The organism is Dictyoglomus sp. (genome assembly GCF_049968615.1).
Classification (GTDB): domain Bacteria; phylum Dictyoglomota; class Dictyoglomia; order Dictyoglomales; family Dictyoglomaceae; genus Dictyoglomus; species Dictyoglomus turgidum.
In genome coordinates this window covers 73,798-99,982 of the sequence record NZ_JBMFQK010000004.1, presented here as the reverse complement: position 1 = coordinate 99,982, position 26,185 = coordinate 73,798, and the positions used below count along the sequence as shown (strand labels likewise).

At 34.0% G+C, this 26,185-nt stretch carries 34 protein-coding genes and 1 pseudogene; 2 read left to right on the top strand and 33 right to left on the bottom strand.

What is annotated here, in order from left to right; translation table 11 throughout:
• The 8 genes from ACP5QL_RS04770 to ACP5QL_RS04735 all read right to left on the bottom strand — a co-directional run bounded on the left by ACP5QL_RS04770 (position 1) and on the right by ACP5QL_RS04735 (position 3,818).
• Positions 1 to 630, bottom strand: a complete 630-nt coding sequence (locus tag ACP5QL_RS04770; protein WP_012582537.1) for a YidC/Oxa1 family membrane protein insertase — start codon at positions 628 to 630, stop codon at positions 1 to 3.
• Positions 631 to 885 carry a membrane protein insertion efficiency factor YidD gene (gene yidD / locus ACP5QL_RS04765; protein ID WP_420536158.1) on the bottom strand — a complete coding sequence of 85 codons (255 nt, stop codon included), beginning with the start codon at positions 883 to 885 and terminating at the stop codon, positions 631 to 633.
• Positions 885 to 1,244, bottom strand: a complete 360-nt coding sequence (gene rnpA / locus ACP5QL_RS04760) for a ribonuclease P protein component (RefSeq protein WP_012582539.1) — start codon at positions 1,242 to 1,244, stop codon at positions 885 to 887. The genes yidD and rnpA overlap by 1 nt, the downstream gene beginning before the upstream one ends.
• Positions 1,245 to 1,379 carry a 50S ribosomal protein L34 gene (gene rpmH / locus ACP5QL_RS04755; protein ID WP_272996231.1) on the bottom strand — a complete coding sequence of 45 codons (135 nt, stop codon included), beginning with the start codon at positions 1,377 to 1,379 and terminating at the stop codon, positions 1,245 to 1,247.
• Between the two features lie 79 nt (positions 1,380 to 1,458).
• The gene (locus ACP5QL_RS04750; protein WP_272996234.1) at positions 1,459 to 2,643 is read right to left on the bottom strand and encodes a nicotinate phosphoribosyltransferase; all 1,185 of its coding nucleotides are present in this window, start codon (positions 2,641 to 2,643) and stop codon (positions 1,459 to 1,461) included.
• 4 nt (positions 2,644 to 2,647) lie between these two features.
• On the bottom strand, positions 2,648 to 3,190 hold the full coding sequence (locus ACP5QL_RS04745; protein ID WP_012582541.1) for a cysteine hydrolase family protein: 543 nt from the start codon (positions 3,188 to 3,190) through the stop codon (positions 2,648 to 2,650).
• Positions 3,191 to 3,227: 37 nt separating this feature from the next.
• Positions 3,228 to 3,371 carry a hypothetical protein gene (locus ACP5QL_RS04740; RefSeq protein ID WP_012582542.1) on the bottom strand — a complete coding sequence of 48 codons (144 nt, stop codon included), beginning with the start codon at positions 3,369 to 3,371 and terminating at the stop codon, positions 3,228 to 3,230.
• A 42-nt stretch (positions 3,372 to 3,413) separates the two neighbouring features.
• On the bottom strand, positions 3,414 to 3,818 hold the full coding sequence (locus ACP5QL_RS04735) for a secondary thiamine-phosphate synthase enzyme YjbQ (RefSeq protein ID WP_012582543.1): 405 nt from the start codon (positions 3,816 to 3,818) through the stop codon (positions 3,414 to 3,416).
• Between the two features lie 85 nt (positions 3,819 to 3,903).
• Between ACP5QL_RS04735 and ACP5QL_RS04730 the strand changes: the two genes are divergently transcribed.
• On the top strand, positions 3,904 to 5,364 hold the full coding sequence (locus ACP5QL_RS04730) for an RtcB family protein (protein WP_272996238.1): 1,461 nt from the start codon (positions 3,904 to 3,906) through the stop codon (positions 5,362 to 5,364).
• A gap of 94 nt (positions 5,365 to 5,458) precedes the next feature.
• Complete coding sequence (locus ACP5QL_RS04725; protein ID WP_012582545.1) at positions 5,459 to 6,046, top strand: glycerol-3-phosphate responsive antiterminator; 588 nt, start codon at positions 5,459 to 5,461, stop codon at positions 6,044 to 6,046.
• Here ACP5QL_RS04725 and atpC read toward each other — a convergent pair.
• The 25 genes and pseudogenes from atpC to ACP5QL_RS04600 form a co-directional block, all read right to left on the bottom strand.
• Positions 6,027 to 6,464, bottom strand: coding sequence for an ATP synthase F1 subunit epsilon (gene atpC / locus ACP5QL_RS04720; RefSeq protein WP_012582546.1), 438 nt, complete (start codon positions 6,462 to 6,464; stop codon positions 6,027 to 6,029). The genes ACP5QL_RS04725 and atpC overlap by 20 nt on opposite strands.
• Before the next feature lie 2 nt (positions 6,465 to 6,466).
• A complete protein-coding gene (atpD, locus tag ACP5QL_RS04715; protein ID WP_012582547.1) occupies positions 6,467 to 7,864 on the bottom strand; it encodes a F0F1 ATP synthase subunit beta in 1,398 nt (465 codons plus the stop codon).
• 1 nt (position 7,865) lies between these two features.
• Positions 7,866 to 8,738, bottom strand: a complete 873-nt coding sequence (atpG, locus tag ACP5QL_RS04710) for an ATP synthase F1 subunit gamma (protein WP_012582548.1) — start codon at positions 8,736 to 8,738, stop codon at positions 7,866 to 7,868.
• On the bottom strand, positions 8,716 to 10,242 hold the full coding sequence (atpA, locus tag ACP5QL_RS04705) for a F0F1 ATP synthase subunit alpha (protein ID WP_272996242.1): 1,527 nt from the start codon (positions 10,240 to 10,242) through the stop codon (positions 8,716 to 8,718). Before atpA ends, atpG begins: the two co-directional genes overlap by 23 nt.
• Positions 10,239 to 10,976 carry a F0F1 ATP synthase subunit B gene (gene atpF / locus ACP5QL_RS04700; protein WP_012582550.1) on the bottom strand — a complete coding sequence of 246 codons (738 nt, stop codon included), beginning with the start codon at positions 10,974 to 10,976 and terminating at the stop codon, positions 10,239 to 10,241. Before atpF ends, atpA begins: the two co-directional genes overlap by 4 nt.
• Positions 10,977 to 11,001: 25 nt before the next feature.
• Positions 11,002 to 11,259 (bottom strand): ATP F0F1 synthase subunit C, encoded by a 258-nt coding sequence (locus tag ACP5QL_RS04695; RefSeq protein ID WP_272996245.1) that lies wholly within the window; start codon positions 11,257 to 11,259, stop codon positions 11,002 to 11,004.
• A gap of 14 nt (positions 11,260 to 11,273) precedes the next feature.
• On the bottom strand, positions 11,274 to 11,936 hold the full coding sequence (atpB, locus tag ACP5QL_RS04690) for a F0F1 ATP synthase subunit A (RefSeq protein WP_012582552.1): 663 nt from the start codon (positions 11,934 to 11,936) through the stop codon (positions 11,274 to 11,276).
• Positions 11,920 to 12,261, bottom strand: coding sequence for a hypothetical protein (locus ACP5QL_RS04685; protein ID WP_272996247.1), 342 nt, complete (start codon positions 12,259 to 12,261; stop codon positions 11,920 to 11,922). The genes atpB and ACP5QL_RS04685 overlap by 17 nt, the downstream gene beginning before the upstream one ends.
• Positions 12,236 to 12,442, bottom strand: coding sequence for an AtpZ/AtpI family protein (locus tag ACP5QL_RS04680; protein WP_012582554.1), 207 nt, complete (start codon positions 12,440 to 12,442; stop codon positions 12,236 to 12,238). The genes ACP5QL_RS04685 and ACP5QL_RS04680 overlap by 26 nt, the downstream gene beginning before the upstream one ends.
• A gap of 13 nt (positions 12,443 to 12,455) precedes the next feature.
• The gene (locus ACP5QL_RS04675) at positions 12,456 to 12,917 is read right to left on the bottom strand and encodes a tRNA (cytidine(34)-2'-O)-methyltransferase (protein ID WP_272996249.1); all 462 of its coding nucleotides are present in this window, start codon (positions 12,915 to 12,917) and stop codon (positions 12,456 to 12,458) included.
• Positions 12,914 to 13,369, bottom strand: a complete 456-nt coding sequence (locus ACP5QL_RS04670; RefSeq protein ID WP_272996251.1) for a GatB/YqeY domain-containing protein — start codon at positions 13,367 to 13,369, stop codon at positions 12,914 to 12,916. The genes ACP5QL_RS04675 and ACP5QL_RS04670 overlap by 4 nt, the downstream gene beginning before the upstream one ends.
• Positions 13,351 to 13,837 (bottom strand): annotated as a pseudogene (locus ACP5QL_RS04665) (GNAT family N-acetyltransferase). The gene ACP5QL_RS04670 and the pseudogene ACP5QL_RS04665 overlap by 19 nt, the downstream one beginning before the upstream one ends.
• Positions 13,824 to 14,771 carry an acetoin utilization protein AcuC gene (locus tag ACP5QL_RS04660; protein ID WP_273333626.1) on the bottom strand — a complete coding sequence of 316 codons (948 nt, stop codon included), beginning with the start codon at positions 14,769 to 14,771 and terminating at the stop codon, positions 13,824 to 13,826. Before ACP5QL_RS04660 ends, ACP5QL_RS04665 begins: the two are co-directional and overlap by 14 nt.
• Entirely contained in the window at positions 14,758 to 15,276 is a 519-nt protein-coding gene (locus tag ACP5QL_RS04655; protein ID WP_428125770.1) for an IMPACT family protein, read from the bottom strand. Before ACP5QL_RS04655 ends, ACP5QL_RS04660 begins: the two co-directional genes overlap by 14 nt.
• Before the next feature lie 72 nt (positions 15,277 to 15,348).
• Positions 15,349 to 16,305: a S1C family serine protease gene (locus ACP5QL_RS04650; RefSeq protein ID WP_272996257.1), complete on the bottom strand. Its 957-nt coding sequence runs from the start codon at positions 16,303 to 16,305 to the stop codon at positions 15,349 to 15,351.
• Positions 16,306 to 16,308: 3 nt separating this feature from the next.
• The gene (locus ACP5QL_RS04645) at positions 16,309 to 17,202 is read right to left on the bottom strand and encodes an alpha/beta hydrolase (RefSeq protein ID WP_012582560.1); all 894 of its coding nucleotides are present in this window, start codon (positions 17,200 to 17,202) and stop codon (positions 16,309 to 16,311) included.
• A complete protein-coding gene (locus ACP5QL_RS04640; RefSeq protein WP_272996258.1) occupies positions 17,192 to 18,370 on the bottom strand; it encodes an NAD(P)/FAD-dependent oxidoreductase in 1,179 nt (392 codons plus the stop codon). Before ACP5QL_RS04640 ends, ACP5QL_RS04645 begins: the two co-directional genes overlap by 11 nt.
• Before the next feature lie 3 nt (positions 18,371 to 18,373).
• The gene (rd, locus tag ACP5QL_RS04635) at positions 18,374 to 18,532 is read right to left on the bottom strand and encodes a rubredoxin (protein WP_012547478.1); all 159 of its coding nucleotides are present in this window, start codon (positions 18,530 to 18,532) and stop codon (positions 18,374 to 18,376) included.
• Positions 18,533 to 18,584: 52 nt separating this feature from the next.
• Positions 18,585 to 20,711, bottom strand: coding sequence for an LPS-assembly protein LptD (locus tag ACP5QL_RS04630; protein ID WP_428125715.1), 2,127 nt, complete (start codon positions 20,709 to 20,711; stop codon positions 18,585 to 18,587).
• The gene (locus ACP5QL_RS04625) at positions 20,690 to 21,778 is read right to left on the bottom strand and encodes an LptF/LptG family permease (protein WP_424662106.1); all 1,089 of its coding nucleotides are present in this window, start codon (positions 21,776 to 21,778) and stop codon (positions 20,690 to 20,692) included. Before ACP5QL_RS04625 ends, ACP5QL_RS04630 begins: the two co-directional genes overlap by 22 nt.
• Before the next feature lie 2 nt (positions 21,779 to 21,780).
• Positions 21,781 to 22,428, bottom strand: a complete 648-nt coding sequence (gene lptC, locus ACP5QL_RS04620) for an LPS export ABC transporter periplasmic protein LptC (RefSeq protein WP_012582565.1) — start codon at positions 22,426 to 22,428, stop codon at positions 21,781 to 21,783.
• A gap of 11 nt (positions 22,429 to 22,439) precedes the next feature.
• Positions 22,440 to 22,985 (bottom strand): hypothetical protein, encoded by a 546-nt coding sequence (locus tag ACP5QL_RS04615; RefSeq protein ID WP_012582566.1) that lies wholly within the window; start codon positions 22,983 to 22,985, stop codon positions 22,440 to 22,442.
• Positions 22,982 to 24,409 (bottom strand): apolipoprotein N-acyltransferase, encoded by a 1,428-nt coding sequence (lnt, locus tag ACP5QL_RS04610; RefSeq protein ID WP_428125708.1) that lies wholly within the window; start codon positions 24,407 to 24,409, stop codon positions 22,982 to 22,984. The genes ACP5QL_RS04615 and lnt overlap by 4 nt, the downstream gene beginning before the upstream one ends.
• Positions 24,397 to 24,951: a hypothetical protein gene (locus ACP5QL_RS04605; RefSeq protein ID WP_428125704.1), complete on the bottom strand. Its 555-nt coding sequence runs from the start codon at positions 24,949 to 24,951 to the stop codon at positions 24,397 to 24,399. Before ACP5QL_RS04605 ends, lnt begins: the two co-directional genes overlap by 13 nt.
• Entirely contained in the window at positions 24,948 to 26,183 is a 1,236-nt protein-coding gene (locus ACP5QL_RS04600; protein ID WP_012582569.1) for a HAMP domain-containing sensor histidine kinase, read from the bottom strand. Before ACP5QL_RS04600 ends, ACP5QL_RS04605 begins: the two co-directional genes overlap by 4 nt.
• Between the last annotated feature and the right edge of the window lie 2 nt (positions 26,184 to 26,185).

The following is a 26,185-nucleotide window of genomic DNA, read 5'->3' as shown; positions in this document are numbered from 1 at the left end:
TTAGCCTCCCCTATGGAGTCTAAAAACCACTACTTGCTGCAATAATTGGAATAAACTTGATACTAACCAATAGAGCATAACTCCTGCTGGCACTTTATAAAGCAAGAACATACCTGTGAAGAGTAAAGTTGTAAATATATTCATGATTCTTTGCTGGTTTTTCTGTTCCGGAGCTGCGGATAAGGATGAAAGTTCTCCTGAAAAATAAGTGACAATTGCCATAATGATTAGCAGAATATAGTCAGGCTTTGTTAAGTCAGAAATCCACAGGAATTGAGGAGTAACTGCATATTTGTAATGGAGTAATAACTGATAAAGGGCAATCAATATAGGGAATTGAATTAGCAAAGGAAGACAGCCCATCATAGGATTAATCTTATATTGTTGATATAGAAGCATTATCTGTTTATTCATCTCTTGAGGATCATCTTTAAATTTCTCCTGAATCTTTTTTATCTCTGGCTGAATTTTTTGTTGCATAAAAAGACTCTTTAATTGGGCATGAGTCAATGGGTAAAGAATGATTCTTACAAGAATAACAAGAAAAATAATTGCAAGTCCATAATTTCCTGTTAATTTATAAAAAAGTTCTAAAATATATCCAAGTCCGTTAGCAAGGGCATTTATCATTTATTTTTTCCTCCTTTTTAATTTCAATTCTAAAAATTCTTCTTTTGTAGGTACAGGATCGTATCCCCCAGGATTAAAGGGATGACATCTTAATATCCTCTTTATAGCAAGAATTCCTCCATCAATAGGACCAAACCTCTCTATAGCCTCCATGGCATATGTGGAACAGGTAGGATAGAATCTACAGCTTCTTGGAAGAACAGGGGAAATAAACTTTTTATAAAACTTTATGAGGATAATTAACAAATTCTTGATCATTTCTTTAAAATTCCAGCCTTTTCCCATATCTTAATAAGCATTTCCTTAACTTTATGGAAATCAAGATTCTTTATGTTTTCTCCTGGTTTCACTATTACAAGCATTTCTATATCTTCTTTCAAATAAGGTCTGTGAAGTCTATATACCTCTCTTATGAGCCTTTTTATTTTGTTCCTTACTACAGCCTTTCCAACCTTTTTGTTTACACTTATACCAATACGTCTTTTTTCTGCTCCCTTTCTGATATAGACCACAAAATTCTTAGAGAGGGAATAGGGCTTTCCCTCCCTTAAGATACGTAGAAAATCTTCTTGCTTTTTTAACCTTTCTTCCTTAGGAAAAAAATAAAGTCCCAATTATACAGTAAGTCTCTTTCTTCCCTTTGCTCTTCTTCTTTTGATAACCCTTCTTCCACTTGGTGTCCTCATACGGGCAAGAAATCCATGAACTCTTTTTCTGTGATGCTTTTTAGGCTGATAAGTCCTTTTCATTTCTTACCCTCTCCCTTTCTTCAGCATTTACCAAATTTTAATAAATACAAAGTAATACTAACAAAAAAGTGTTTTATCGTCAAGGTAAGAACTCTGGAATATAGACTTTTCCACCCTTTATAATTTTTAAGTTTTCGGGAAGAGAATTTAAACCATTCAAAACTCTTTTTCTTATGGAGTCAATCTCTTCAAAATCTCTAACTATTTGTCCCTCCTTGATAAGAGGCTTTAAAAGTGGTTTTTTTTCAGGAAGTAGTTCTGAGTTAAAAAGCCTTATAGTATCATTAAAACCATTACCTCTCTGCACCTGTTTCGCTCCAGGCATATTACCTGCCTTAGCCACAGGATTACCATCCACTTCCACAATTTTCAATGCAAAATCAATAACAGGTGCATTAGCAACCCTTGTGCCTACTCCAAAAGCATCGGCATACTCATAAAATTTTTCTACTTCATACTCATCAAGTCCACCGCTTAAAAAAATCTGTATGTTTGGATAACCTCTTCTCGCAAATTCCCATCTTATATCCTTTATAAGGTATGCATAATCTTTACTATCTATTCTTACACCTGCAAGTTTTTCTTTCAATACCTCTAAAGCATTTAATGCTCCTACTGTTGGAGAACCATAAGTATCAATTAAAGCAATCCTTGGAATTTTAGGATCCACATACTGATCAAAAGCTAAAAATGCCTCTTTTTCATCTCCTATTATAAGAATTAAGGCATGAGGCATAGTTCCTACAGGGGTCTTGAAGATATACTTAGCCCCAAGAACATTTGAAACCCCATCAAAACCAGATACATAGGTACAATATTCAACTACAGGAGATAAGAAGGGATGTTGTCTTCGGGTACCAAAACTGTAAATTTTTTTATCCTTTGCAGCTATTCTTACCCTTGCAGATTTCGTCGCGATGCCTGACATGAAAGAGAGAAAACCAAGAATAGTGGTCTCATATCTTGCAAAGTCTTTGTATTTCCCCCTTATCTGTAATACTGGTTCATAGGGGAAAAATATCTCTCCCTCATCCATGGCATAAACATCCACAGGAAGTCCTTCTAAAAGTTTTGCTACCTCATAAATCCCAAGCAAAACTCCAAATTGGTAGTTCTCATCAGGAAAACTTTTGGTAAAAAGTTCCATTACCACATTGGGGTTTTTTCCTATACCCTCAAGAACTTCTTCTGTCCTTAAAAAATATGCGTCAGTATTTAATCCGCTTTTTATTTCTTCTGGTTTTGCAATAAGAAATTCTTTCAATTTTCTACTCCTCCCATCTTTCTAATAATTCATAAGTAGTATATATTTTAGCATTATGGATTTCTTTCATATATTTTAAGGCTCTTTCATGCTCTTCAGGGACAAAAGAAGCAGTAGCATCAGAGATTACTATAATGTCAAACCCTCTAAAAAAGGCATCTGCTGAGTTATGAAGTACACAAATATGAGTACTTGTACCTGTTAATATCACTGTATCTACATTTAAACCTCTGAGGAGATCTTCAAGCTCAGTTTTATAAAATCCACTATATACTTTCTTTTTGATTATATAATCATCCTTTTGAGGGGCAAGCTCTGGAATAATCTCAGAGCCTTTATCTCCATCCATGGCATGTTTTCCCCAAAGAGAAAGCTCTTTATCTTCCTCTGTATGAGCGTCTCGCAAATATATAACTGGAACTTTTTTTTCATGAGCCTTGTCAATAAGAAGTTTTATATTGGGAACAATCTCTTGAACATAAGGATTACCAAACTTACCTGTTACAAAATCAACCACCATATCTACAATTATTAATGCGGGACGCATCTTACCACCTCCCCAAAATCCCACCATTTCGCTACTATTATAGCAAATAATAAGGGATGGCATAAAGCCATCCCTTCACTTCAAATTCCATAGAAAAACTTACTAAAATTACTTCTTGCCTTTTGTGAAATACCAGATTAAGAGAATAATAACGATTACTATTAATATCCACCAATACCATGCCATTTTATATCCCCCCTTTCCCAAAAATTATGCTCTAATTCTAATCTTTATCCTCTATTATGTCAATCCATAGCTTTCTATATCTTGGTCCATCAAACTCTGCAAGAAATATTCCCTGCCAAGTACCAAGCTTTAATTTTCCCTCTCTAATAAATACAAAGGTATTAACTCCTACTATAGTGGACTTAATATGGGCTGGAGAATTTCCTTCCAAATGAGCATATGGCAGATTCTGTGGTACTATTCTTTCATAGGCATTCAATATATCTCTTATAACACTAGGGTCATAATTTTCATTTATTAAAATCCCACAAGTGGTATGGGGCACATAAATAAAACAGATTCCATTTCTAACTTTACTCTCTTTAACGGTCTCTTCTATTTTTTCCGTAACATCAACAAGAGCAATTTTTTGGGGTGTAGATACAGATATTTCATAAAACATTATTTTTCTTTTCCTCCTTTCCTTGTTTTTTAGAAGATATATTCATTATAATAAAATTATAGGAAAAAATGGAGGTGAGTATATCATGAGCAATGAGTGGAAGGGAAAAATAATTAAGATAGATGATTATAAATTTATGATTCCAAAGGACTATAAACCTTTTATGAAGGTGGACGGAATAATTTTTGCTGATGACAAGCTCATGGAAGATATTGTAAAAGACCAATCTCCCGAACAAGTAGCAAACGTAGCCTCTCTTCCAGGCATAATTAAATATTCCTTGGCAATGCCAGATATCCATTGGGGATATGGCTTTCCTATTGGTGGGGTTGCTGCCATGAAGAAAAAGGGAGGAGTTATATCTCCAGGAGGAGTAGGATACGATATCAACTGTGGTGTAAGACTCATAAGAACAAACCTTAGTAAAGAAGATGTAATGCCAAGGCTTAAAGAGCTTGTAGATGCCCTTTTTGATAAAATTCCTGCAGGAGTAGGGTCTGAAGGAGATTTGAGAGTTAAAGGAAAAGAACTTGATGAAGTTTTAGAAAAAGGAGCCCAGTGGGCTGTAAAACAAGGATATGGATGGAGGGAAGATTTAGAGCATATTGAGGAAAGAGGAAGATTAAGCTACGCTGATCCAGATAAAGTTTCAAAAAAAGCAAAAGAAAGAGGAGAGTTTCAACTTGGAACCCTTGGATCTGGAAACCACTTCCTTGAGGTTCAAGTAGTAAGTAGAATCTTTGAACCAGATATTGCAGATAAATTAGGTTTATTCCCTGATCAAGTAGTAGTAATGGTTCATACAGGATCTCGAGGATTAGGGCACCAGGTAGCAGAAGATTATATTAGAGTAATGAAAAATGCCATGAAGAAATATGGAATTGAGGTGCCAGATATTCAACTTGCCTGCGCCCCTTTTGACTCGCCAGAGGGACAAGACTACTTCTCAGCAATGTGTGCTGCTGCCAATTTTGCTTGGGCAAATAGGCAAATGATAACCCATTGGGTAAGAGAGGTATTTGAGGAAATATTTAGAGAAAGCGCTGAATCCCTTGGAATGAAACTAATATACGATGTAGCTCACAATATTGCAAAGCTTGAAGAACATGATATAGATGGAAAACTTGAAGAGGTTATAGTTCATAGAAAAGGAGCAACAAGAGCTTTTCCAGCTGGACATCCTGATCTTCCAGAAGCCTATAAAGAGATAGGACAACCAGTAATCATTCCAGGAGATATGGGAAGATCTTCCTTCGTGTTAATAGGTTTACCAAAAGCTATGGAACTTGCTTTTGGATCTACTTGTCATGGGGCAGGAAGAACTCAAAGTAGGAGCAAACTCCTAAAAAGTGGTAGAAGAGCCTATGAAATCGAGCAAGAACTTTTAGAAAAAGGAATCCTCGTAAGGGCTGCATCTAAGTCTTCATTAGTAGAAGAAGCATCAGAAGCATACAAAAATGTAGTAGATGTGGTGAACGTAGTACATAATGCAGGACTTTCTAAGAGGGTAGCTCAAATGAAGCCCATAGCTGTGATTAAGGGATAAATCATATTTTCCTTTGACATAGTCTTTTTCTTTTTGATATAATGAAAAACAAGAATATATAAGGTTTTAAAATCTCTTTCAGAGAGGGGATAAAATGGAAAAGAAGAGACTTTCAAAAGAAGAGTTTCTTGATGTCCTTAAAGGTAACCCCATTATAGCAGCAGTCAGAGAAGAAGAGAGACTTTCACAAGCATTGCAAAGTAAAGCAAAGGTTCTTTTTCTTCTTAAAACCAACGTGTTAACATTACCAAATGTGGTCCAAGAGATTAAATCTCATGGAAAACTAGTATTTATACACTTAGACCTCTTAGAAGGTTTAGCACAAGACAAATATGCCCTTAGATATTTAGGGGATGTGGTAGGGATTGATGGAGTAATTACCACAAGAGCCAACTTAATACAACAGGCAAAAGCAGAAGACTTGATAGCCATTCAGAGATTCTTTGTACTTGACTCTTCGGCCCTTGCTACAGGAGTAAAAATTATGCAATCAGCTGAACCTGACATGGTAGAGATTCTTCCTGGAATTATATTTATCCATTTAGGAGAAGAACTAAGAACCCAAATTCCTTACCCTCTTATAGCTGGAGGATTAATAAGAACCCCTGAGGAAGCAAGAGAGATTTTAAAAGCGGGAGCTACAGCAGTATCTACCACTTCAGTTACTTTGTGGAATATGTAGTGTAAAGTTTAACAGCCTTTTGCTTTAAAGAATTTAAGAGAAGAGCTTTATGAAGCTCTTCTCTTTCTTTATAATTTTGAGCCTGATTTAATTTATTTTTAAGTTCAATCTCTTCCTTTTTAAGAACATCCTCATTCAGTCTTTCCCCTAATTCTCCATCCTCAGCAACAATATATATTTTATCCTTTGTAATCTCCATAAAACCTTCAGAAACCACTAAGATAATCTCTTTATCTCCACTTCTGGCTTTAATAATTCCTGGCATAACCCTTGCCAAAGTATTGACATGACCAGGTAAAATTCCTATCATGCCATCTTCTAAAGGGATACTTACTGCATCCACAAATCCTCTAAAGACAGATTTCATTGGAGTATTTACTTCAAGATATAGTCTCTTAGAAGTAGATTCTTTTTTCATAATTAATACATTAAAGCCCCGTGTTCTTGAGCTTTTTTCTTGACATCTTCAAGAGTTCCTACCATATAAAACGCATCTTCAGGAAGATCATCCACTTCACCCTCTATTATCGCCTTAAAACCCTCAATAGTCTTTTCCCTTGGGACATAAACCCCAGGTATATTAGTATATGCAGCAGCCACAAACAAGGGCTGAGAGAGAAAGAGTTGTATTTTTCTCGCCCTATTTACAATAACTCTATCCTCCTCAGATAATTCTTCAACACCTAAAATAGATATTATATCCTTCAAACTTTCATAGTGTTGCAAAATCTCCACCACTTTTCTTGCCACCTCTGCATGCTCATAGCCAACAAATTTTGGTTCAAGAATTTGAGAAGAAGAAGCAAGAGGATCTACCGCAGGATAAATACCCATTTCTGCTATGCTTCTCGACAAAACAAGGGTTGAATCAAGGTGCGAAAATATAGTAGCAGGAGCAGGATCCGTAAGGTCATCTGCAGGAACATATACCGCTTGTACCGCCGTAATAGAACCAGTATCGGTAGAAAGAATTCTTTCTTCCACTTCACCAAGTTCAGTGATAAGAGTTGGCTGATACCCTACCGCAGATGGAATTCTTCCAAGCATAGAGGAAACTTCCATACCAGCTTGGACATACCTAAATATGTTATCCATTAAAAGGAGAACATCCTTCCCAAGATAATCTCTAAAATATTCTGCAATGGTTAAAGCAGTAAGAGGAACCCTCATTCTTACTCCAGGAGGCTCATTCATCTGTCCAAACACAAGGACAGCCTTTGAAAGCACTCCTGATTCTTTCATTTCTAACCAAAGTTCATTCCCCTCACGGGATCTTTCTCCAATTCCTGCAAAGACCGATATACCTCCATGAGCCACAGCCACATTATGAATTAGCTCCATAATGAGTACTGTTTTCCCTACACCTGCCCCTCCAAAAAGTCCTATCTTACCTCCTTGAGGAAATGGCGTAAGAAGATCAATAGCTTTTATACCTGTCTCTAAAATAGAGTAAGAAGGCTCTACTCTTCTAAATTCTACAGCATTTTTTATAATAGGAGTCATTTCACCCTTTATTTTGTCTCCCCCATCTATAGGCTCCCCAAAGACATTCACTACTCTTCCAAGTACTTCTTCACTTACAGGAACACTTATAGGATGAAAAGTTCTCTTTACTTTCAATCCTCTACTTATCCCATCAGTGGAACCAAGGGCTATAGCTCTTACCCTATGATCTCCAAGAAGTATTCTTGTTTCAAGAACCAATTTTTCATTTTTTACAGGATTTTCTAATTCTAATGCCTCATAAACATTTGGGACGTCATCAGGAAAATATATATCAATCACAGGACCATTAACCGCTATTATTTCCCCTTCCAATTTATTTCACCTCTTCTTTCATAGCCTCAATACTGGAGGTAATATCTAAAAGTTCCTTTGTGATCTGAGTTTGTCTCAATTGGTTAAGCTGAAAAATCAATTTAGAATGTAATTTTTGAGCATTATCATAAGCTCTTTTCATTGCAAATCTTCTGAAAGCTTGCTCACTTGCAGCAGAGTCAAGCATTATTTGATGAATTTGAGTTTCAAAAATATCCATTAAAAGAGGATCTAATATAGAGGAGAGAGATGGGAGAAAAAGGAAATATTCTTCTTTTCTCTCCTTTACCTCAACAGGTATCATGGGAAGTATTTTCTTAATTCTTACTTCTTGTTTAACTATATTTATAAACTCAAAATATATTACATAGAGTTCGTCTATTACATAGTTAAGGAAATCATCAAGAAGGTCTTTAGAAAGAATTTTAGCTTGAGAAAAGGATGTATCCTCGAGAAATTTAATGTATTTTTTTCTAATGTTAAAATTGTTTGAAGATAGATACCTTTGAGCATAAAAACCAATAGAATAAAAAACTAAATTTTGAGCCCTTTTCCCTTCAATAAACTTTTTTAAACTTTCAATTATCTGTAAATTATAGCTTCCACAAAAGCCAAGATCAGAGGTAAAAACTAAAATTCCAGTTTTATACACTGATCTTTCCCTAATAAGAGGGTGATTCAAATACTCATTAGGTAGTCTCGTTATAAGTTCCATCAATATATTGTTTAATTCCTCGGTATATGGTTTTAATCTCAAGGATTTATCTTGTAAAGCCCTGATTTTTACCATACTCAGGGTTTCCATAGAGTGAATTATATGGCTTATGTTTTGAATTGTCTTTACTTTACGCCTAAGACCCTGTAGAGTTGGCATATACTTCTTTTTCAAACTCCTGAAATATATTATGAAGCTGATAAATTATCTGATCAGAAAGTTGTAACTCTTCTCTTAAGAGGGTTAGTACCGAAGAGTATTTTAGTTTTAAATATGCAATATACTTAATAACCACATCTTTAACCTTTTCCACAGGATAGTTATCAAGAAATCCTCCATTAGCAAGGTAAAAAGAAATAATTTGCTCTTCAATAGGTTGTACTTCATGGGCTCCTTGTTTTAAAAGCTCCTCTACTCTTCTTCCTCTCTCAATCTTCTTTTTTGTTGCCATATCAAGCTCTGTCCCAAACTCAAGGAACATAGCATATTCCCTATATTGAGCAAGATCAAGTCTTAATCTTCCTGCAACCTGTCTCATTCCCTTAGGCTGAGCTGAACCACCGACCCTTGATACTGAAAGTCCTACGTTTATAGCAGGTCTTATACCTGCATTAAAGAGATTAGTATCTAAATATATTTGTCCATCGGTTATGGAAATTAAGTTTGTAGGAATATAGGTAGAGATTTCACCTGAAAGAGTCTCTGCTATAGGAAGAGCTGTTAAAGCTCCCCCTCCAAGCCTTTTATTTAACTTTGCCGCTCTTTCTAAAAGATGGGCATGAAGATAAAATATATCTCCAGGATAAGCCTCCCTTCCTGGTACCCTTCTTAAAAGAAGTGCCACCTCTCTATAAGTATTGGCATGTTTAGTTAAATCATCGTAGACAATTAGTACTCTCTCCCCTTGTCTCATAAAATACTCTCCCATAGCACAACCCGCCATAGGAGCAATATACCTTAATGCAGGTGGTTCATCAGGGAAAGTTGCAATAACAATAGTATTAGATAAAGCACCATACTCTCTTAAAGTTTGAACAATCCTCGCAATGTTTGTTCTCTTTTGAGCTATTGCCACATAAATACAGATAGTACCATAATTCTTTTGAGAGATTATGGTATCAAGAGCAATAGTAGTTTTGCCTGTTTGTCTATCTCCAAGAATGAGTTCCCTTTGACCATGACCAATTGGAATTAAAGCATCAATAGTTCTTATGCCTGTATACAATGGCTCCTTCACAGGTTCTCTATCAAAAATACTTGGAGCCTCATTATCTATAGGCACATAAGCCTCAGGAAATATTAATCCTCCACCATCAATAGGATTTCCAAGGGGATCTATTACTCTTCCAAGGAAACCATTCCCTGTAGGAACTTGTAAAATTTTACCCGTTGAATAAACCACATCTCCTTCCTTCACATATTCGTCCTTTCCAAAAAGTATTACTCCTACCGAATCTTCTTTTAAAGAAAGCACCATTCCCTGAATACCTGACTCAAAAACTACCATCTCTCCTATAAAGGCAGAGTTTAAAAGAGAAACCTCAGCAACTCCATCTCCCACATGCTTTACATAACCAATATTAGATATTCGAGGAGAGAAATCATATTCTTTTATTTTTTTCTCAATCTTATCTATGGGCAGACCAAGTACTTCTTCTTTCATATATTTTCCACCTCTCTTATGGAGTCATATATCTGTGAGAGGTGATAATCAAGGGAATTATCAATCAAAAACTCACCTATAAATAGTTTAAATCCTAATCCAATGCTTGGGTCTAATTCAAAGTTAAGTTTCCAACTCCCAGGAAGAAGAGATCTTAATTTATCTTCTATCTTCTTTTTTATTTGACCACTCACATTATCAGGAGAAACAAACCTAATTTCTTCAATATTATCACCCTTTACATTTACAATCAGTAAATTCAAAGAATCTACAAATTGATTAATAAGGAGTTCTTCAGCCTCAACAGGAAGAAATCTCCTGAAAAATTCCTTTATTATTAGTCTTGAAAGAGACAATACCTCCTTTTTAGCAGTTTCCAAAACTCTTTTCCTTTCAGCCATGGATATCTCGTGAGCTTTAACTATAATCTTTTCAGCCTCTTCTTCAGCTTTTGCTGTAATATCTCTCTTCATCTTCTCAGCTGTTACAATTGCCTCATTAACAATTTTTGCAGCCTCATCTCTTGCTTGAGCAAGTTGAGATTCTCTTTGTTTCCTCAATTCCTCAGCCTCTTGAAGCTTTTTTTCTGCCTCCTTCATTGCTAATTCAATCTTTTCCCTTCTCTCATTCATTATTCGGATAATAGCACCAAGAAAGTATCTCTTTATTATCCAAGCAAGAGCGAGAAGATTAACTATGGAAGAAAAAATTGTCAACAAATTGAACGAAAACATATCCTTTCGCCTTCTTTATCATTTCTTAAGAGAGTTTTCCAAGAAGTGGATTTGCAAAGAGAAGAATTAAAGCAACAGTTAAGGTAAAAATCATTATGGTTTCTATAAAAGCAAGGGCAAAAAGAAGCATTCTATTTATTTGGTCTCCTGCTTCAGGTTGACGAGCCACACTTTCAAAGGCACTTGCCGCTGCATTTCCCTGAGCTTTAGTGGCATTCATACCCACAAGAGCTACTGAAAATCCTGCAGTAATAATAGAAACTATAATTACCCATGCAAGCATACTTTTACCTCCTTCTATTCCTCTAATGCTGCTGCAAGATATGCAGCGCTAAGACTTGTAAAAATAAAAGCTTGTATAAATCCCATAAACATATTAAGAGCCATTATAGGGACAGGAACGATAAGAGGAGCAAGTAAAGAAATAATGCCAAGTACAATATGTTCACCAGAAATATTGCCAAAAAGCCTTAATGCCAAAGAAACAGGACGAGTAATTTGCTCCAAGATATTTATAGGTAGAAATAAGACCGAGGGAGAAACAAAACTCTTAAGATATTCTACTCCTCTCTCTTTAAAAGCCACATACTGAATATAGAGGATAGTACCAATAGCAAGCCCTGCAGTTACATTAATATCAGAGGTTGGAGAGGTAAAACCAGGAATAAAGCCTGACCAGTTTGAGATAAGAATAAACAAAAACAAAGTTGCAAAGAAAGAGAAATATTTCTCCGCTATATGCTCTTCCAGAAAACCAGAAAGATATCTTTTAAACATCTCAACCAAAGTTTCTGCAATATTTTGCCTTGTAGTAATGGTTTCCTTGGGTTTATAGCTTAGCCAAAAAGCAAGAAGAATAACAAAGAGAGATACTATCTGTAAAGAGATAAGAGTGTTTGTTATAGGAATTCCAAATATTTGGCCTACAACCCGTGGTCCTATTTCAGGCCCTCGTTCCATCTTTACTCCTCCACACCTTCCATATCATATACCATTGTCCTACAACATATCCTATTAAAAAGAGTATGACGCCTATAAATCCTGCTTTAACACTCAACAAAAACAACAATATTAAAACTCCATACCTTTTTATTATACTCCTATTATACCCACTTAAGCCATATTTTTTCAAATCTCTTGCCAACCAACAAAAAGAGATTATACTCCCAGATAATCCAAAAATCAAGGAAGAAATAGGAGAATATATGAAAAGGAAAATAAGTCCTATTAATACTCCGTAAAAGGCAATATCTAAGTATTTACCGTAGAAATCTGAATATATCACGGAATCCCACCCATATTCCAAGGACTGTAAAAGCTAAAAGAAACACAGGAGAAGTATTAAAAAGTTTATCAAGGTAATAACCTATGAAGATACCCACAAGAAGAGATCCAAGAAGCCCAGTACCAAGAGCAAAAGTAAAATTAAATATCTCCCATATATTTTTGGGCTTTTTTCTCTTCATTTTAAACCTCACTTTAAAATTTTTTAATTTGTCTTAATGCCTCATAAACTACTACTGCAACTGAACTTGATAAATTCAAAGATCTCACAGGACCAAACATGGGAATAGTAACAGAATTTTCCCAATATTTTTCAATTATCTCTGACGGAATTCCGTAATCTTCAGATCCAAAAATTAAATAATCACCTTCCTGATAAGAAACCTCCGTATATAACTTAAAAGCCGGAGACTCTACAAAGATAAATCTTCCATTTTTGTTCCTCTCTACAAATTCTTCAAAGTTCTTATATACTTCATAATCCAAAAAACTCCAATAATCAAGTCCAGCTCTTTTCAAGTATTTATCATTAAGAGAAAAACCAAGCTTTCCCACAAGATGTAATTTGGAATTTGTTGCTACACAAAGTCTTCCTATATTTCCTGTATTATACGGTATCTGTGGTTCTATTAATACCACATGTAAATTGTATCTCATTCACCTTTTAATAATTCCTCCACAACCCTTCTTATTTCTTCTCCTTCAGCAAATCCTCTTAGTTCTGCCATAGCCTCTTTCATAACCTTCCCCATATCCTTCATGGTTCTCGCCCCAACTCTTTCAATAATACTTTTTATTCTTTCTTTGAGTTCTTCTTCTGATAAACCCTGAGGTACATATTCCTGTAAAATAGCAAGCTCCTTTTCTTCCTTTTCTGCTAAATCTTCCCTTCCACCCTGTTTATACATTTCTATAGCCTCTTTTCTCTTTTTTATTTCTTTTTTTATTACATCCAAAACCTCTTGATCATCAAGCTCTTTTCCTTTTTCTCTCAACTCTATTTCTCGGTACTTTATGGCTGATCTTAAAGTACTTAGAACCTCCGCTCTAAAACTATCCTTGTTCTTCATCGCAGACATATAATCCTTTGTTATCCTTTCATAAAGCATCCTTCATCCTCCTTTTTTAAAGACTGATAGAACTCTTCTCTTAATATGGAGTAAAGCTTCATATCCCAAAAGCTTCCTTTAACAAACACCTCTTCCCTCAAAACTCCTTCAAATTTCATTCCTACCTTTTGCATAACCCTTTCCGATGCAATATTTTCTACTTTACACTTTGCTTGAATCCTATCTTACTGCTTCCGTCATTAAACCTTGATTCCAGTACTTCCTCGACAAAACATAACCTATCTCTGCTTTGTAATTTTTCCTATCCCACCATACAAAACCACAAGTTCCAATTATCTTCTTGTTCTCTTTATACTCTATTCCCCAATCTCCATATCCCTCTTTTTCATACTTATTTACTTCTAAATCCTTTGCATAATCAAATATATCTTGAGCATCTTCTAAAAAAAGCTTTCTCAAAACAAGACGAGATGTCTCTAAGACAGGAAAATTTTTAAAACTCTCCATAAATAACCCTCCAAACCCTCATCCAGCCATTTTTAGTATTTTCAGGATTATATCCACCACCCCCAAGAATAAGAATCTTACCACCACATGTTTGATTTGCCACATCAACCATTCCCTCTACAAATTTACCATAACCCTCTATGCTATAATTCAAATGAGTTATAGGATCTCCAGAAATACCATCTACTCCTGCCTGAAGTATGATAAATTCAATCTTTACCTCCCACGCAAAATTCTTTACTTCCTCAAAAGCAAGTAAAAGTTCATCATCACCTGAACCTGGAAGAAGAGGAATATTAAGCTTTGTCCCATAAGCTTGTTTTTCTCCCCTTTCGTCCCTTCTTCCTGTTCCAGGATAAAGAAATCTTCCATCCTCATGCACATCAGCTATGAATAAGTGGGGATCATCTACATATTCGTAAAAAACTCCATCACCATGATGAGCGTCTATATCCACATAGAGAATATTCTTTACTCCATAATTTTTCCTTAAATATTCAATGGCAACCCCAATATCATTAAATATGCAGAATCCAGAAGCAGAATTTCTTCTTGCATGATGAAGGCCTGCCATAGGCACAAAAACCCTTTTATATTTTCCTTCCATTATTAACCTTATACCTTTCAAGGTAGAGCCAACCACATAAGAGGCAGCCTCATAACACCCCAAAAAAGCAGGCGTATCTCCATAATCCAAATACCCTTCTCCAGTCTTTGACTTCTCCTTAACAAGATCCGTATAACTTTTGGTATGAAACAGAGTAATTTCATCATAAGAAGCCATCTCAGGAGATTCCACATTGCTCAAATTTGAAAACTTTTTAAATTCTGAGTCAAAGCTTTCAAGTCTCCTTCGGTTCATTGGATGGGGCTCAGGGAAAGAATATAAAAAAGATTCTTCTCCCCAAATTATGCTACCTTCAGAGTTTTTCAATTTCTACCCCCCTTTTGAAAAGGAATTTTTCAAAATCATCTTTCAAAAAAATAGGAACCTTTATTTCCATAATCACATTATCTTCAAATTTTTCTTTCACTTCGCATCTAAAATGTCTTAAAACTTCACTTTTAAAGGCGTTAAAATCTTTGTAAGAAAGCCTAACAACATAATCACTAGTTATAATTTTTTCTGTAATTTTAGACTTTTCTAAAGTTTTTTCCATAGTATAATGATAAGCATCAATTAGTCCTCTTATTCCAAGTTTTATTCCTCCAAAATATCTTATCACAATTCCTATAATATCATATAAATCTCGCTCTCTCAGAGCATTTAGAATAGGAATTCCTGCAGTACCTGTAGGCTCTCCCCCGTCAGTAAAATATTCTTCCCCTGTTGCCTTTCTATAAGCATAGCAATAATGAGTTGCATTTTTGTATCTTTCTTTAACTTCCTTTAATATGTCAGAGGGATGTCTATTATTAATAGGAGAAACTATTCCTATAAATAAAGACCTTTCAATTTTTATTTCAAAAATCTCTTCCCTCTCTACTGTTAAATACTTTTCCCTTATAATCTATTCACTCCCCAAGACTATAGAAATTTCCTTTATATTATTATCTCTTATAACCCTAACTGCAACTCTACTTCCTGGAGGTGTATGGCTCAAAAATCTATGTAGATCATCAATACTATTTATAATCTCATTCTCTGCTTGTATTATTATATCACCACTATTTATTCCTCCTCTTTGAGCAGGACTTCCTGGAGCAACTCTCAAAATGTATACTCCACCTTCTTGAGATAAGGATAGATTCTCCCTTAATCTCTTTGGTAATACTACACTCTGACCAATAATCCCAAGATAGCTTCTTCTTACTCTCCCTTCTTTAATAAGAAGACCTGCTACCCACTTTGCAGTATTTATAGGAATAGCAAAACATATACCTTGAGCACCTTGTATTATAGCAGTATTAACTCCTATTGCTCTCCCATGTATATCCACCAAAGGTCCTCCTGAACTTCCAGGATTTAGTGCAGCATCAGTTTGAATAATATTCTCCATAAGATGTCCACTAAAACTTCTCAAAGATCTTCCCAAAGCACTTATTACTCCACTAGTCACACTATGGCCAAAACCAAGAGGATTTCCTATAGCAAGAACTATTTGTCCGACCTTTAATTTTTCAGAATCTCCCAGCTCTAAATAAGGAAGATTATTCTCATGGATCTTTATTACCGCAAGATCTGTTTGAGGATCTTCACCTACAAGTTCTGCCTGATAAGTTCGTCTATCTGCAAGGGTAATTTGAATTTTAGATGCCTGATGAGTAACATGGCTATTGGTTAATATATATCCATCAGGGGTAAATAGAAATCCAGAAGCAAAACCTTTGATCTCTTGAGGACCGAAGAAAAAGGGAATAAAAGTACTTTGAGAAAGATCTAAATTCACTACTGCTGGACTTACCTTTTCTACCACTTTAACAAGGGCGTTAGAATAATCTTCTAATATTCTTTCATAATCCTCCATAAATTAACCTCCTAAAATCCATTCTTTTATATATAAGGGACTTTTTATTATGACGTCAATATGATTGCTATCTTTCAAAAGGATAAATTTTCTTTTAGTTCTTTTATAGACTTCATAAACTTTTAAAACCTCTTCTGAAGGATAAAATTCATCTTTATTGCCTACAATAGAGAGAATAGGAAGATCTAACTTTTCCCAAATTTCCTTTATATTTGAAGGAAAAGCAGACCTAAAAAACATATAAGAATAATTATTAACAATAAGGGAGTCATCTATCTCTTCGGGCAAATCCCATCCAATTATTCTAAAATGAGGGAATATATATGCTATGAAAGAAAACAATTTAGATATAGGTTTAATCCTTAATAAATCATTGTTTTGATGGATCTTCTCCACTGGTAATCCTCCAGAAATTAAAATCAAACCTTGAGGTTTTAAGTTTTCATGATAAACCAACTTTAATATGAGACCTGCTCCCATGCTATGCCCAGCCAAATAAACAGGTATATCCTTATTTTCTTCCTTCACAAAATTATAAAAAAGCAATAAATCTTTAACGAAGGTTTTTTCCTCTGGCGAATCTCCCCTTCTTCCCTCAGAATTTCCATGTCCTCTAAGATCAAGGAAATATACCTTAATCCCGTAATCTGATAACTCCTTTAAAAAGGGATAATAGTATCTTCCATATAAAGAAATACCATGGATGAAAATCAATACGTATTTTGTCTCCTTAGGTTCAGCTATCCTATAGGCTAATTTGGTTCCATCAAAGGAATGTATGTAAAAAACTTCGTCACTTATACTTTTAACTTGTTTATAAAGACTCTGAAAATCATAGGAAAAAAGATTTGAGAGCAATAATAGAAAGAATAATAAAAAAATTTCTTTAATCCTCATTTAGTAATTCTTCTTTATTTAAGACCTCCTCTTTTTTCTTCATCAAGCTCAAAATTTTGTTAACATAACTCCTTTTGTTCCCAAGCAGAATCGCCCCTAAAATCATGTTATCTCTAAATATTAATTTTCTGTAAAAACCTCTCTCTTCATCCTTTTTAACAAAAACCTCACAGTTATCCTTAGGCTCTATTTCACCTATAGAAGTTAGATCTACCCCAGTAACTTTGAGAGAATTAAAAGGCAATGTACCTTTATACTCCACCTTTTCAGATGTTACATTTCTCCCTACCACTTCCGATTGTTCCATACATGCAGGAATAATGCCATAAATTCTGCCGTTATGCTCTGCACAATCTCCCACAGCATAAATATTCTCAATATTAGTTTCCATAAAATTATTTACAATAATCCCTTTATTTGTCTCTATTCCTGAATTTTTAGCAACCTCTATATGAGGGATTATGCCTGCTGAAACTATGAGCATATCTCCCATAATTTTCCTTCCATCTTCAAGTTCTATCCCCTCAAACCTCTTACTTCCAATTATTTTTTGAGCCTTTACTCCTAAATAAAACTCAAAGGAAAATTTTTTCTCAATAATATTTTGAAGAATCTTAGCACCTTCCTCATCAAGTTGTCTTGGAAGAAGCCTTGGGAAAAATTCCAAACCTATAATTTTTAATCCCCTTTGAGAAAGAGCCCTTCCTGTCTCTAACCCTAAAAGCCCACAACCAAGAAGAATTACTCTCTCCTTTTCTTTTATATAGGACAGAATACTAAGGGCGTCATCTATATTTCTTAAAGTAAATACCCCCTCAGCGTTAATATTTTCAATATTTGGTTTAAAGGGAATCGCTCCTGTGGCTAAAATAAGTTTATCAAAAGAATATTCATTCTTGTCCGTTATTAATATCTTTCTTTGGGTATCAACCTTTATAGCATTCTCATCACAATGAATCTCAATATTCTGCTCTTTATACCATTCTTCTGGGTAAAAGGGAAGTTGATCTATAGTTATATTTCCTGCAAGAAATTCTATGAGCTGTGGCCTTGAATAGTATGGATATTTCTCTCTACTTATTACAACTATTCTGCCTTCTTTGTCCCTTTCTCTAATTACTTCCGCAGTATTTATTCCTGATATTCCATTTCCAACGATTAAGTACATAGCCTAAACTGGTTTAAACATGCTCTTGTCTGCTCCACAGACAGGACATACCCAGTCCTCAGGGAGTTCTTCAAAGGGAGTGCCGGGTGGAATATTTCCTTCGGGATCCCCCTCTTCAGGATCATAAACATATCCGCATACCACACATCTATATTTTCCCATTTTAAATTCCCCCTATTAAAATTTATTTTTAACTCAAATTATACCAGATATTTTAGAAACTTGGAAGAAGAGTAAAACCTTCTGGTTTTCCTATAAATTCAATTCCCTTTGTAGGAAATGCCTTTAGAGATAAGCTAAATTGAAAACTCCGAGAAGAGAAGTAATAAATAAGTTTTGCATTAAAGCAGTGAAGATCTTTGTTAAGAGAAAGAGAATAAAGGGTATTTCCTGTAGAGGGAAGATAGTAGCCAGTTAGGGTGATATTTCCTGCATAATGCCAATCTCCAGTTATTTTAAAAGTTAGCCTATAATCAAGCCTTTGAAACATTCCTAAGTTGATATCATATAAGCTTCCAAATCCTAAGGAAAACCATGGATATTGAATAGTACCTTGAAGAAATATAGGATTTAATTTCAGAGTAGAAAAATTGAAAGAAGTCCTTAAAGTTAAAACAAAAGTATTTCCTGATCTTATTAAACCAGATATAGAAAGAGGAGAAAGCGTCTTGGTTATAAAGTTATAGGATTCCTGCAAACTTAATCCGATATCTGGTGTCCCTAAATTTAAAGTAAGATTTAAGTTGTTTAAATTGGAGAGATAATCAAAATAAAAAGGAGAATTTCCTAATTCTCCTGTAAGAATATCTTTTCCTAACCATTGAAAATTATAAGCAATTGTTCCAGACAAAATTGGGGAAAATTTATAGTTTGAAGAAAGATTAGCATATAGAATATATCTTGCATCTTGGGTCCCATAAAATTCCTGTTTATATCCCATGTTAGTATTTATATTCATGAAAGAAAGATTAAACTTGGGGGAGAAACTTAAGTAATATCCTAATTTCCATGTTTTTATAGTAAAGGGATAAGAAGGCTCAATATAATTGCCAAAAAGAAATTCAATTTTAGATGGGGTACCTAAAAGATTGAAATCTCTCCCATAATAAATCTCAGGAAGCTTTTTTAAAAGAAAATCCGAGACATTAGTCCAACGATTATTAGCAAATATATAGAGAATTTGTCCTTGGTCATTAAATTCAAACTTTACATTTCCCTGTAGATCTTCTCTATTATTCCCCAAAATATTTAAAGAGTTATAACTTATGTTTGTGGAAAGATTAGTCTTACTACCCAGCTTAATTGATGAGTTAATGGTAGTATTAAAATTCTCTTGAGAAGGGGTTTTATTATAATTTGTCCTTATATTTGATCTAAAAGAACCTTGAGTATATGTTAATTGAGATGAACTTTGAAGAGAGTAATTTTGAGAATAGGGATAAAGAAGATAATTAGTATTAAAACTAAGAGAAAAATTTGAAGAAGGTTTATATATGCCTGAGAGAGAGAATTTAAATTGATCCGTATTATAAAGATAGTTGTATAAATAATAAGAATCAATGCTTCCTGATAAATTAGGAAAGTGATATTTTTGATTTAAAGTAAACTGAACTCCTTGATTTTGAGAGATTAGAAAAGTTAAGACTCCAGGAAGTCCCCATAAAGAATAGGTAAAAGGATAAGAGAAATAGAGTCCTAAGTTAGGATCATAACCAAATTGAGGGAAAGGTGATGGTTCCTTTGTAAGAGGAAGAACATAATAGGGTACGTAAAAGATGGGTATATAAAAATAGGGATAAGGAAATCTTAACCAAAATAGCACATTTATAAAAATTATCTTGTCATTAGGGAAATATTCAATCTGCGATGAAGAAATGTAATAATGAGGTTTTTCATAAGAGCAAGTAGTAAAATTACCTTTTTTTAGATCCACATTACCCTTTTCCCATTTAACCTCCTCTCCTTTTATATACATTTTTTCTTCACTTTCTGAAACAGGATATGTAACTTTTACACTTTTTATAAATGCTTTTTCTTCTTTATAATAGTACTCCATATATTCTGCACTAAATTCTCCATTTTTATCCTTAAAGGTTACATTTTTCTTTGCCTCAAAAAATCCTTCTTTCACATTCCCTTTAATATAATCCGCCTTTAACCATATATCTTTTCCTAAAAACTCTACCTTTCCTTCTGCCTCAAATTCTTGAGATTCCCAGTTAAAAGAAATCTTTTCTGCCTTTATCTTCCAAGAAGACTCCTGAGAAAAAGCAATTTGAGAAACAAACAAGAATATTAATAATATAAAAAGAAGAAATTTTACCACTTTCTTACCTTCCATATGAACACTCCCAAACTTAAACTTCCAAGGGTTATATTAGGAAGCCAAGCAGAAAGAAAAGGTGAAAAAACCGCATATTCCCCAAAGGATCTTGCTATAATATTGAACCCATAATAAAAGAAGGCAATAATTATGCTAAAAGCAGTACCCCACAACCTTCCTCCTCTCCCTGTAAGGAGGATCACACTAAATCCCATAAGAGCAAAAATAGGCACTGCTATACTTTGGGCAATTCTAAGATAATCTTCCACTAAGTAGGATCTTGCAGATATTCCTGCCTTTTTATATACGTTAATTCTTTTCTTAAGCTCATTTGTTGGCATTTCCTGAGGAGTTCTATCCCTATAAAAGATATACATAAAATCTTGAGGAAGATTTATTTTAAACTCTTCAAACTTTCCTTCCCATACCACAAAGGAATCATCCCCAAGATGGTGAACTACTCCATTTTTCAATATAAGAGAATCCCTATTCCATATGGCCTCCTCTGCTGTATAGATTATAGGATACTTATTAGAGGATGAGGTGTCAAAAACCAATACATTTTGCATAACATTCCTATTTTCTATTATCTTCTTTACATAATAATATCTTCCTTCTTCGTCATGGAAAAATACATTCTCTCCCTTTATAGGTGCAGGATTTAAAAAGAAATATTTCTGGATCAGTCTATTAGATCTATAATTGGATTCAGGAATAAGAGAATAAGTGAAAAACCAAAGAATAAGAGAAAGAAGGATAGAGAACAAAAGAGGAGTTAAAGTAAGACTAAAAAAATATATGCCACTTGATCTCATGGCAAAAATCTCGCCATCTCTCATAAGTCGTCCAAAGGAAAAAATGATAGCAAAAAGCAAAGATACAGGTATAACGAAAACAAATAGGGATGGAATCTTATAATAAAGAAGTTTTAGAACAACCTCAAAACTTACTCTTCTCATAATAATGAAGTCTGAAAATTCATAAAGAATTTGGATCAACATTACCAAGATGAATCCAAAAATTCCTAAAAAAAATGGTCCCAATATTTCACTGAATATATATTTATGATAGGTTTTTATATGCATACTCATTCGGTTACATAGAAAGTAGTGTCAATGTTTCCTTCTGCCACAACTACCTTGTCCTTTACATAGACTACAAGCCTTTTACAATTTATCTCATTTTTATCTTTATCCATCATTTTCACATTATCTACAAAGGTATAAATTTCCTTATCGGTATCAAAATCAGCACTATTTGCTGAAACCGTTAAATCCTCCCTCTCAATTCTTACACCACCTATCATATTCCCTGTCTTGTTTTTTAATGAATAAACCACACTCTGGGAAAAAAGTTTAGTAATTTCAACTTTATTATCCACTTTCCTCTGAAGCACCATATTTACATTTTTCTTAAGTTCAAGAGTTTCCTTCTTCAAATCTACCTTTAAGTCTTCTCCCACTATACTTAAATCCCTCTGGGATATATTTACCTTACCTGGAGCCTCAACTACATTAGTATCCTGATTGTAAAATACTAAAGTTGCAGTAATTCTTGTCTCATCATCTTGCCCTGGCTTATAAATTACTACCACATTTCCTTCTGCACGAGTAGTCTTCTTTCCATAATCATAAGAAATCTTTTGAGCAGTAATCTTCACAGGATTTTTAGTCTGAGAAAAAGCAGAGGTCATGATTAAAATTGCTATCATTAAAATACAAATTAACCTTTTCATATTAACCTCCTCTAATAATAAGTCTCAATAACCACATTACCTTCAAACTCAGCCTTTCCTTTATTGGTATCAAAGACAAACATATCAGCTTCTGCCTTAAATTCTCCCACTTTCTCAAATTTTACCCTTCCCTTTGTGCTCATAAATATCCCAGTGTCAAAATACCAAATACCCTCTGGAGCAATCCCTTTAAAACCATCTTCTGTTTCAAAATGAAGTTCTGTAGGAATCTTAAGTATATTTTTATCCCTATCTATTTCTGCCCTTTTAGTGATTATTAAAAGAGAAAGTTTTTTATCTCTATATACCTTTCCCTTTACATCTCCTTCAAAGACAAAGTGTTTATAATTAAGATCAATATTTAAATTATCTGCTGAAACCTCCCAAGAAAGATTTCCCTCACTCCTACCCTTTAAATATACCTTCTCAGCATATATACCTGCTTTTTCTAAATTAGTATTTGAAACTTCCTTTTCTAAAGGAACAAAATAATAACTTGTCCCCCATGCCACAAGTCCTACTAATATAAATATTCCAAGAAGTATTATCCTCTTCATTCTCTTATTAATTTTATCAAAAGAAAGATAATAAATCCTATAAAGATAGGGAGATCTCCCCAGATGGTATAAATAGAAAATATTTTCTTAGGCAAATTAGCAACATAAACATTTCTTTCTCCCTCTCTACTTTCCTTCAATACCCTTCCAAAAGGATCCACAAAAAAGGTAATTCCAGTATTTGCTACCTGAACAAGAGAAATTCTATTTTCTACTGCTCTCAAAAGGGATTGATTCCTGTGCTGATATACTGCAGGAGTTCCCTCGAACCAACCATCATTTGTTATCACTACAAGAAAATTACTGCCCTTTTGGGAAAGTTCTCTTGCGAGATCTGAAAATAAGGACTCAAAACATATAAGGACCCCAATAAACTTTTCCTTCAAAGGGAGAGGAGTAAATCCAGGACCTCTATTATAATTTCCTATTAAGCCCTTAAAATACTCTGGTATGATAAAGTTAAATGGAAATGGTACCTCCTCAACAAAAGGCACCAATTGAGATTTTTTATGAGTTATATATTTTCCATCCTGGGTGATAAGATAGGCAGAATTATATATTTTATCTTCCCTTTTCTCTAAGGCCCCGATTAAAACTGGAGTATTCTTTTTTTCTGAAAGCTCCCTCAAACTTATCAAATATTGAGGATATTCATTGAGATAACAAAAAAGAACACTCTCTGCAAAGACCATAAGGTCCAAATTATCAGGGAGCTTTAAAGCCAAATCTCTGTGTACCTTAAATTGATCATAAATATCAGTGTAAAAATACTTAGAAAAACTGTCATAATTTCCTTGAACAGCTCCAACTTTATATTTACCTTCAGATTCCCCCATCATTAAAAAGCCAATGAGAAAGATTAAAACCAAAGAAAGAGCAAAAGCTGTTTTTCTAATAAATTTTAAATTTTTCCATCTTGAAATAAGAGAATTAACAAGCACTACAAAGAAAGAAAGCCCTAATTCTCCTAACACACTTGCCCACTGAAGAATAGGAAGAATATTTACCATAGGTTCTCCCAAAGATCCCCAATTGAAGGCAAGGGGTCCATGAGATCTTATCCATTGAAGAAGCACCATAAAAAAAGCTGGAAAAAGTATAGAATTCTCCTTCTTTTTGCACCCCCAAAGAAAAATTCCATAATAGGAAGAAAGATAAGAGATAAGAAGAAGATTAGCAAATATTCCAACTCCAAGATTAGCAAATTTGGAAACCAAATCAGGGATCCAATAAAAATTAACTCCATAAAAACCAAAACCATATAAAAATCCATAGATAAAGGCTTCTTTTGTGGAAAACTTAGGAAGCAAAGAAAAGAGAGGAACAAGAGTAAAGAAGATAAGAAAAGAAATGTTGAAGGGAGGATAAGAAAGGATATATAAAAGTATGGCAATAAAAAGAAAAAACAACTTTATTCGATCCATAGACTTAATCCCGAAATTATATTCCCTGTAAGGACAGAATTATAGCTATAAGGATAAGTGGAAAGATCTATTCTAATGCTCTCAGAATCAGAATCAGGATATTGCCAAGACAAATCCCTAAATCCTTGCAAAGGATCATACACAAAAGGATCATACACAAAATAAAAGATTTTCATATAAAGAGAAGTAGCATTCGAGAACAGATTTAGAGAGATTTTAAAAGAAAAATTTGTTCCATCCTCAGAAAACTTTCCACTAAGTAATGTCCCGTAGGAAGAAAAATCATTTATTCCCCACATAAACTTTTGATTAAATCCATCATACTCAATATAGTACTGCCAAGTGTTGGGGTCCTCTGTTATTACATTGTTTTCATTAAAAGCAATAATAAATGCATAATAAGATCCGTCAATTGACAAAATCAATCGACTATAAAAAGAAATACTAATTCCTAAATATCCTTTAGGTCTTTGAGTTACTGTCCGAGCACAACCTGATATAAATATCAATCCTACAATTAGTAGAATTATTATTTTTTTCATACTTTGATATAAAATATACTCCCCTCTCCTTCCTTACTCTCAACTATAATATCAGATCCAATACTTTCTGCAAGCTTTTTTGCAAGGGAAAGCCCTAAGCCATATCCTTTACTGCTTCTTGACTTATCCAACTTATAAAATCTTTCAAAAATTTTTGGTATTTCTTCCCCAGGAATTCCTTTTCCAAAATCTCTAACAAAAAACTTGCCCTCTCTATAACCTATATAAATCTCTTTTTTATCAAGAGAATTTTTAACTCCATTATCGATAAGAATTCCTAAAATAATTTCAATTACCTTCTTAGAAGTCTTTACCATGGGGTCACCCTCTACATATATCCTGAAATCAAAATCAGGATATATATTTTTATACTTTTCTAAAATCTCAGCCAAAAACTCCTTGACATTTATATCCTCCTTCTCAATTTCTTCAGGAACCCTTGATATCTTAAGGAGAGTATCCACCATATTTATCATATCCAATGTAGCATTCTCTAATATATCTAAGGATTCATCCAAAACCCTTTTATCTTCCTTACCCCATCTTTTAAGCATTCTTATATATCCAAGAATAGAGGTCAAAGGAGTCTTTAATTCATGGGAAATATCAGAAGAAAACTCTTCTTCCCTCTTATACGCCTTCTCTATTCTATCAAATAGAAGATTAAGAGTATTTGCCAACTCCCACAGTTCATCCTTAGCAGAAGGAAGCTCTACTCTTTTTCCTGGGTTTTTTATATCAATTAAACGAGCATCCCTTATAATCCTACGAATAGGGAAGAGAATCCTTTGAGATAAGAAATAACCAATAAGAAGGGATGGAACTACCCCTAATATGGCAATACTAATACAAGTTTCCCTTAAACGATCAAGAGCAGTCATAGTAGAAGTTATATCTTTTCCAATAAAATAATTGTTTCTTTTTACCACAAGAATATAACTTCCATCAGGAGACTGATATAATCCTTCTTTCTCTACAAGTCCTAAATTAAAAGGATCCTGAATTATATTTTCTTTCTCTGAAATATAAAAGGAAGAAATTCTTCCCCCCATCATTCTTCCCATCATAAATCCCCTACCCACTCCAAGTCCCATAAAGGTTCTATATAAATCCTTTTTATTTTCATCCATCAAAACATTTTCCGTCTGAATATAAAAAAGAAAAGAAAGAATACTTATAAGGAAGATGAGAATTCCAGTGTAAATTAGAGTGATTTTCCATGCAATCTTCATAA

Bases quoted from the DNA above. Each gene is read 5' to 3' on its own strand.
- atpB (WP_012582552.1), bottom strand. From the start codon at position 11,936: ATGGAACGAGGGCCTGAAATAGGACCACGGGTTGTAGGCCAAATATTT.
- atpF (WP_012582550.1), bottom strand. From the start codon at position 10,976: ATGTTTTCGTTCAATTTGTTGACAATTTTTTCTTCCATAGTTAATCTT.
- ACP5QL_RS04645 (WP_012582560.1), bottom strand. From the start codon at position 17,202: ATGAGGATTAAAGAAATTTTTTTATTATTCTTTCTATTATTGCTCTCA.
- ACP5QL_RS04640 (WP_272996258.1), bottom strand. From the start codon at position 18,370: ATGTACTTAATCGTTGGAAATGGAATATCAGGAATAAATACTGCGGAA.
- rd (WP_012547478.1), bottom strand. From the start codon at position 18,532: ATGGGAAAATATAGATGTGTGGTATGCGGATATGTTTATGATCCTGAA.
- ACP5QL_RS04625 (WP_424662106.1), bottom strand. From the start codon at position 21,778: ATGCATATAAAAACCTATCATAAATATATATTCAGTGAAATATTGGGA.
- rpmH (WP_272996231.1), bottom strand. From the start codon at position 1,379: ATGAAAAGGACTTATCAGCCTAAAAAGCATCACAGAAAAAGAGTTCAT.
- ACP5QL_RS04600 (WP_012582569.1), bottom strand. From the start codon at position 26,183: ATGAAGATTGCATGGAAAATCACTCTAATTTACACTGGAATTCTCATC.
- ACP5QL_RS04650 (WP_272996257.1), bottom strand. From the start codon at position 16,305: ATGGAGGATTATGAAAGAATATTAGAAGATTATTCTAACGCCCTTGTT.
- ACP5QL_RS04770 (WP_012582537.1), bottom strand. From the start codon at position 630: ATGATAAATGCCCTTGCTAACGGACTTGGATATATTTTAGAACTTTTT.
- ACP5QL_RS04670 (WP_272996251.1), bottom strand. From the start codon at position 13,369: ATGCTTTATGAAAGGATAACAAAGGATTATATGTCTGCGATGAAGAAC.
- ACP5QL_RS04695 (WP_272996245.1), bottom strand. From the start codon at position 11,259: ATGCTTGCATGGGTAATTATAGTTTCTATTATTACTGCAGGATTTTCA.
- ACP5QL_RS04730 (WP_272996238.1), top strand. From the start codon at position 3,904: ATGAGCAATGAGTGGAAGGGAAAAATAATTAAGATAGATGATTATAAA.
- ACP5QL_RS04680 (WP_012582554.1), bottom strand. From the start codon at position 12,442: ATGAAGAGAAAAAAGCCCAAAAATATATGGGAGATATTTAATTTTACT.
- ACP5QL_RS04675 (WP_272996249.1), bottom strand. From the start codon at position 12,917: ATGAGATACAATTTACATGTGGTATTAATAGAACCACAGATACCGTAT.
- ACP5QL_RS04630 (WP_428125715.1), bottom strand. From the start codon at position 20,711: ATGGAAGGTAAGAAAGTGGTAAAATTTCTTCTTTTTATATTATTAATA.
- lptC (WP_012582565.1), bottom strand. From the start codon at position 22,428: ATGAAAAGGTTAATTTGTATTTTAATGATAGCAATTTTAATCATGACC.
- ACP5QL_RS04605 (WP_428125704.1), bottom strand. From the start codon at position 24,951: ATGAAAAAAATAATAATTCTACTAATTGTAGGATTGATATTTATATCA.
- atpC (WP_012582546.1), bottom strand. From the start codon at position 6,464: ATGAAAAAAGAATCTACTTCTAAGAGACTATATCTTGAAGTAAATACT.
- ACP5QL_RS04735 (WP_012582543.1), bottom strand. From the start codon at position 3,818: ATGTTTTATGAAATATCTGTATCTACACCCCAAAAAATTGCTCTTGTT.
- atpA (WP_272996242.1), bottom strand. From the start codon at position 10,242: ATGAAAGAAGAAGTACTTGGTCTGCCCATAGATAAGATTGAGAAAAAA.
- ACP5QL_RS04745 (WP_012582541.1), bottom strand. From the start codon at position 3,190: ATGCGTCCCGCATTAATAATTGTAGATATGGTGGTTGATTTTGTAACA.
- lnt (WP_428125708.1), bottom strand. From the start codon at position 24,409: ATGGATCGAATAAAGTTGTTTTTTCTTTTTATTGCCATACTTTTATAT.
- ACP5QL_RS04725 (WP_012582545.1), top strand. From the start codon at position 5,459: ATGGAAAAGAAGAGACTTTCAAAAGAAGAGTTTCTTGATGTCCTTAAA.
- ACP5QL_RS04740 (WP_012582542.1), bottom strand. From the start codon at position 3,371: ATGGTATTGGTGGATATTAATAGTAATCGTTATTATTCTCTTAATCTG.
- ACP5QL_RS04615 (WP_012582566.1), bottom strand. From the start codon at position 22,985: ATGAAGAGGATAATACTTCTTGGAATATTTATATTAGTAGGACTTGTG.
- atpG (WP_012582548.1), bottom strand. From the start codon at position 8,738: ATGCCAACTCTACAGGGTCTTAGGCGTAAAGTAAAGACAATTCAAAAC.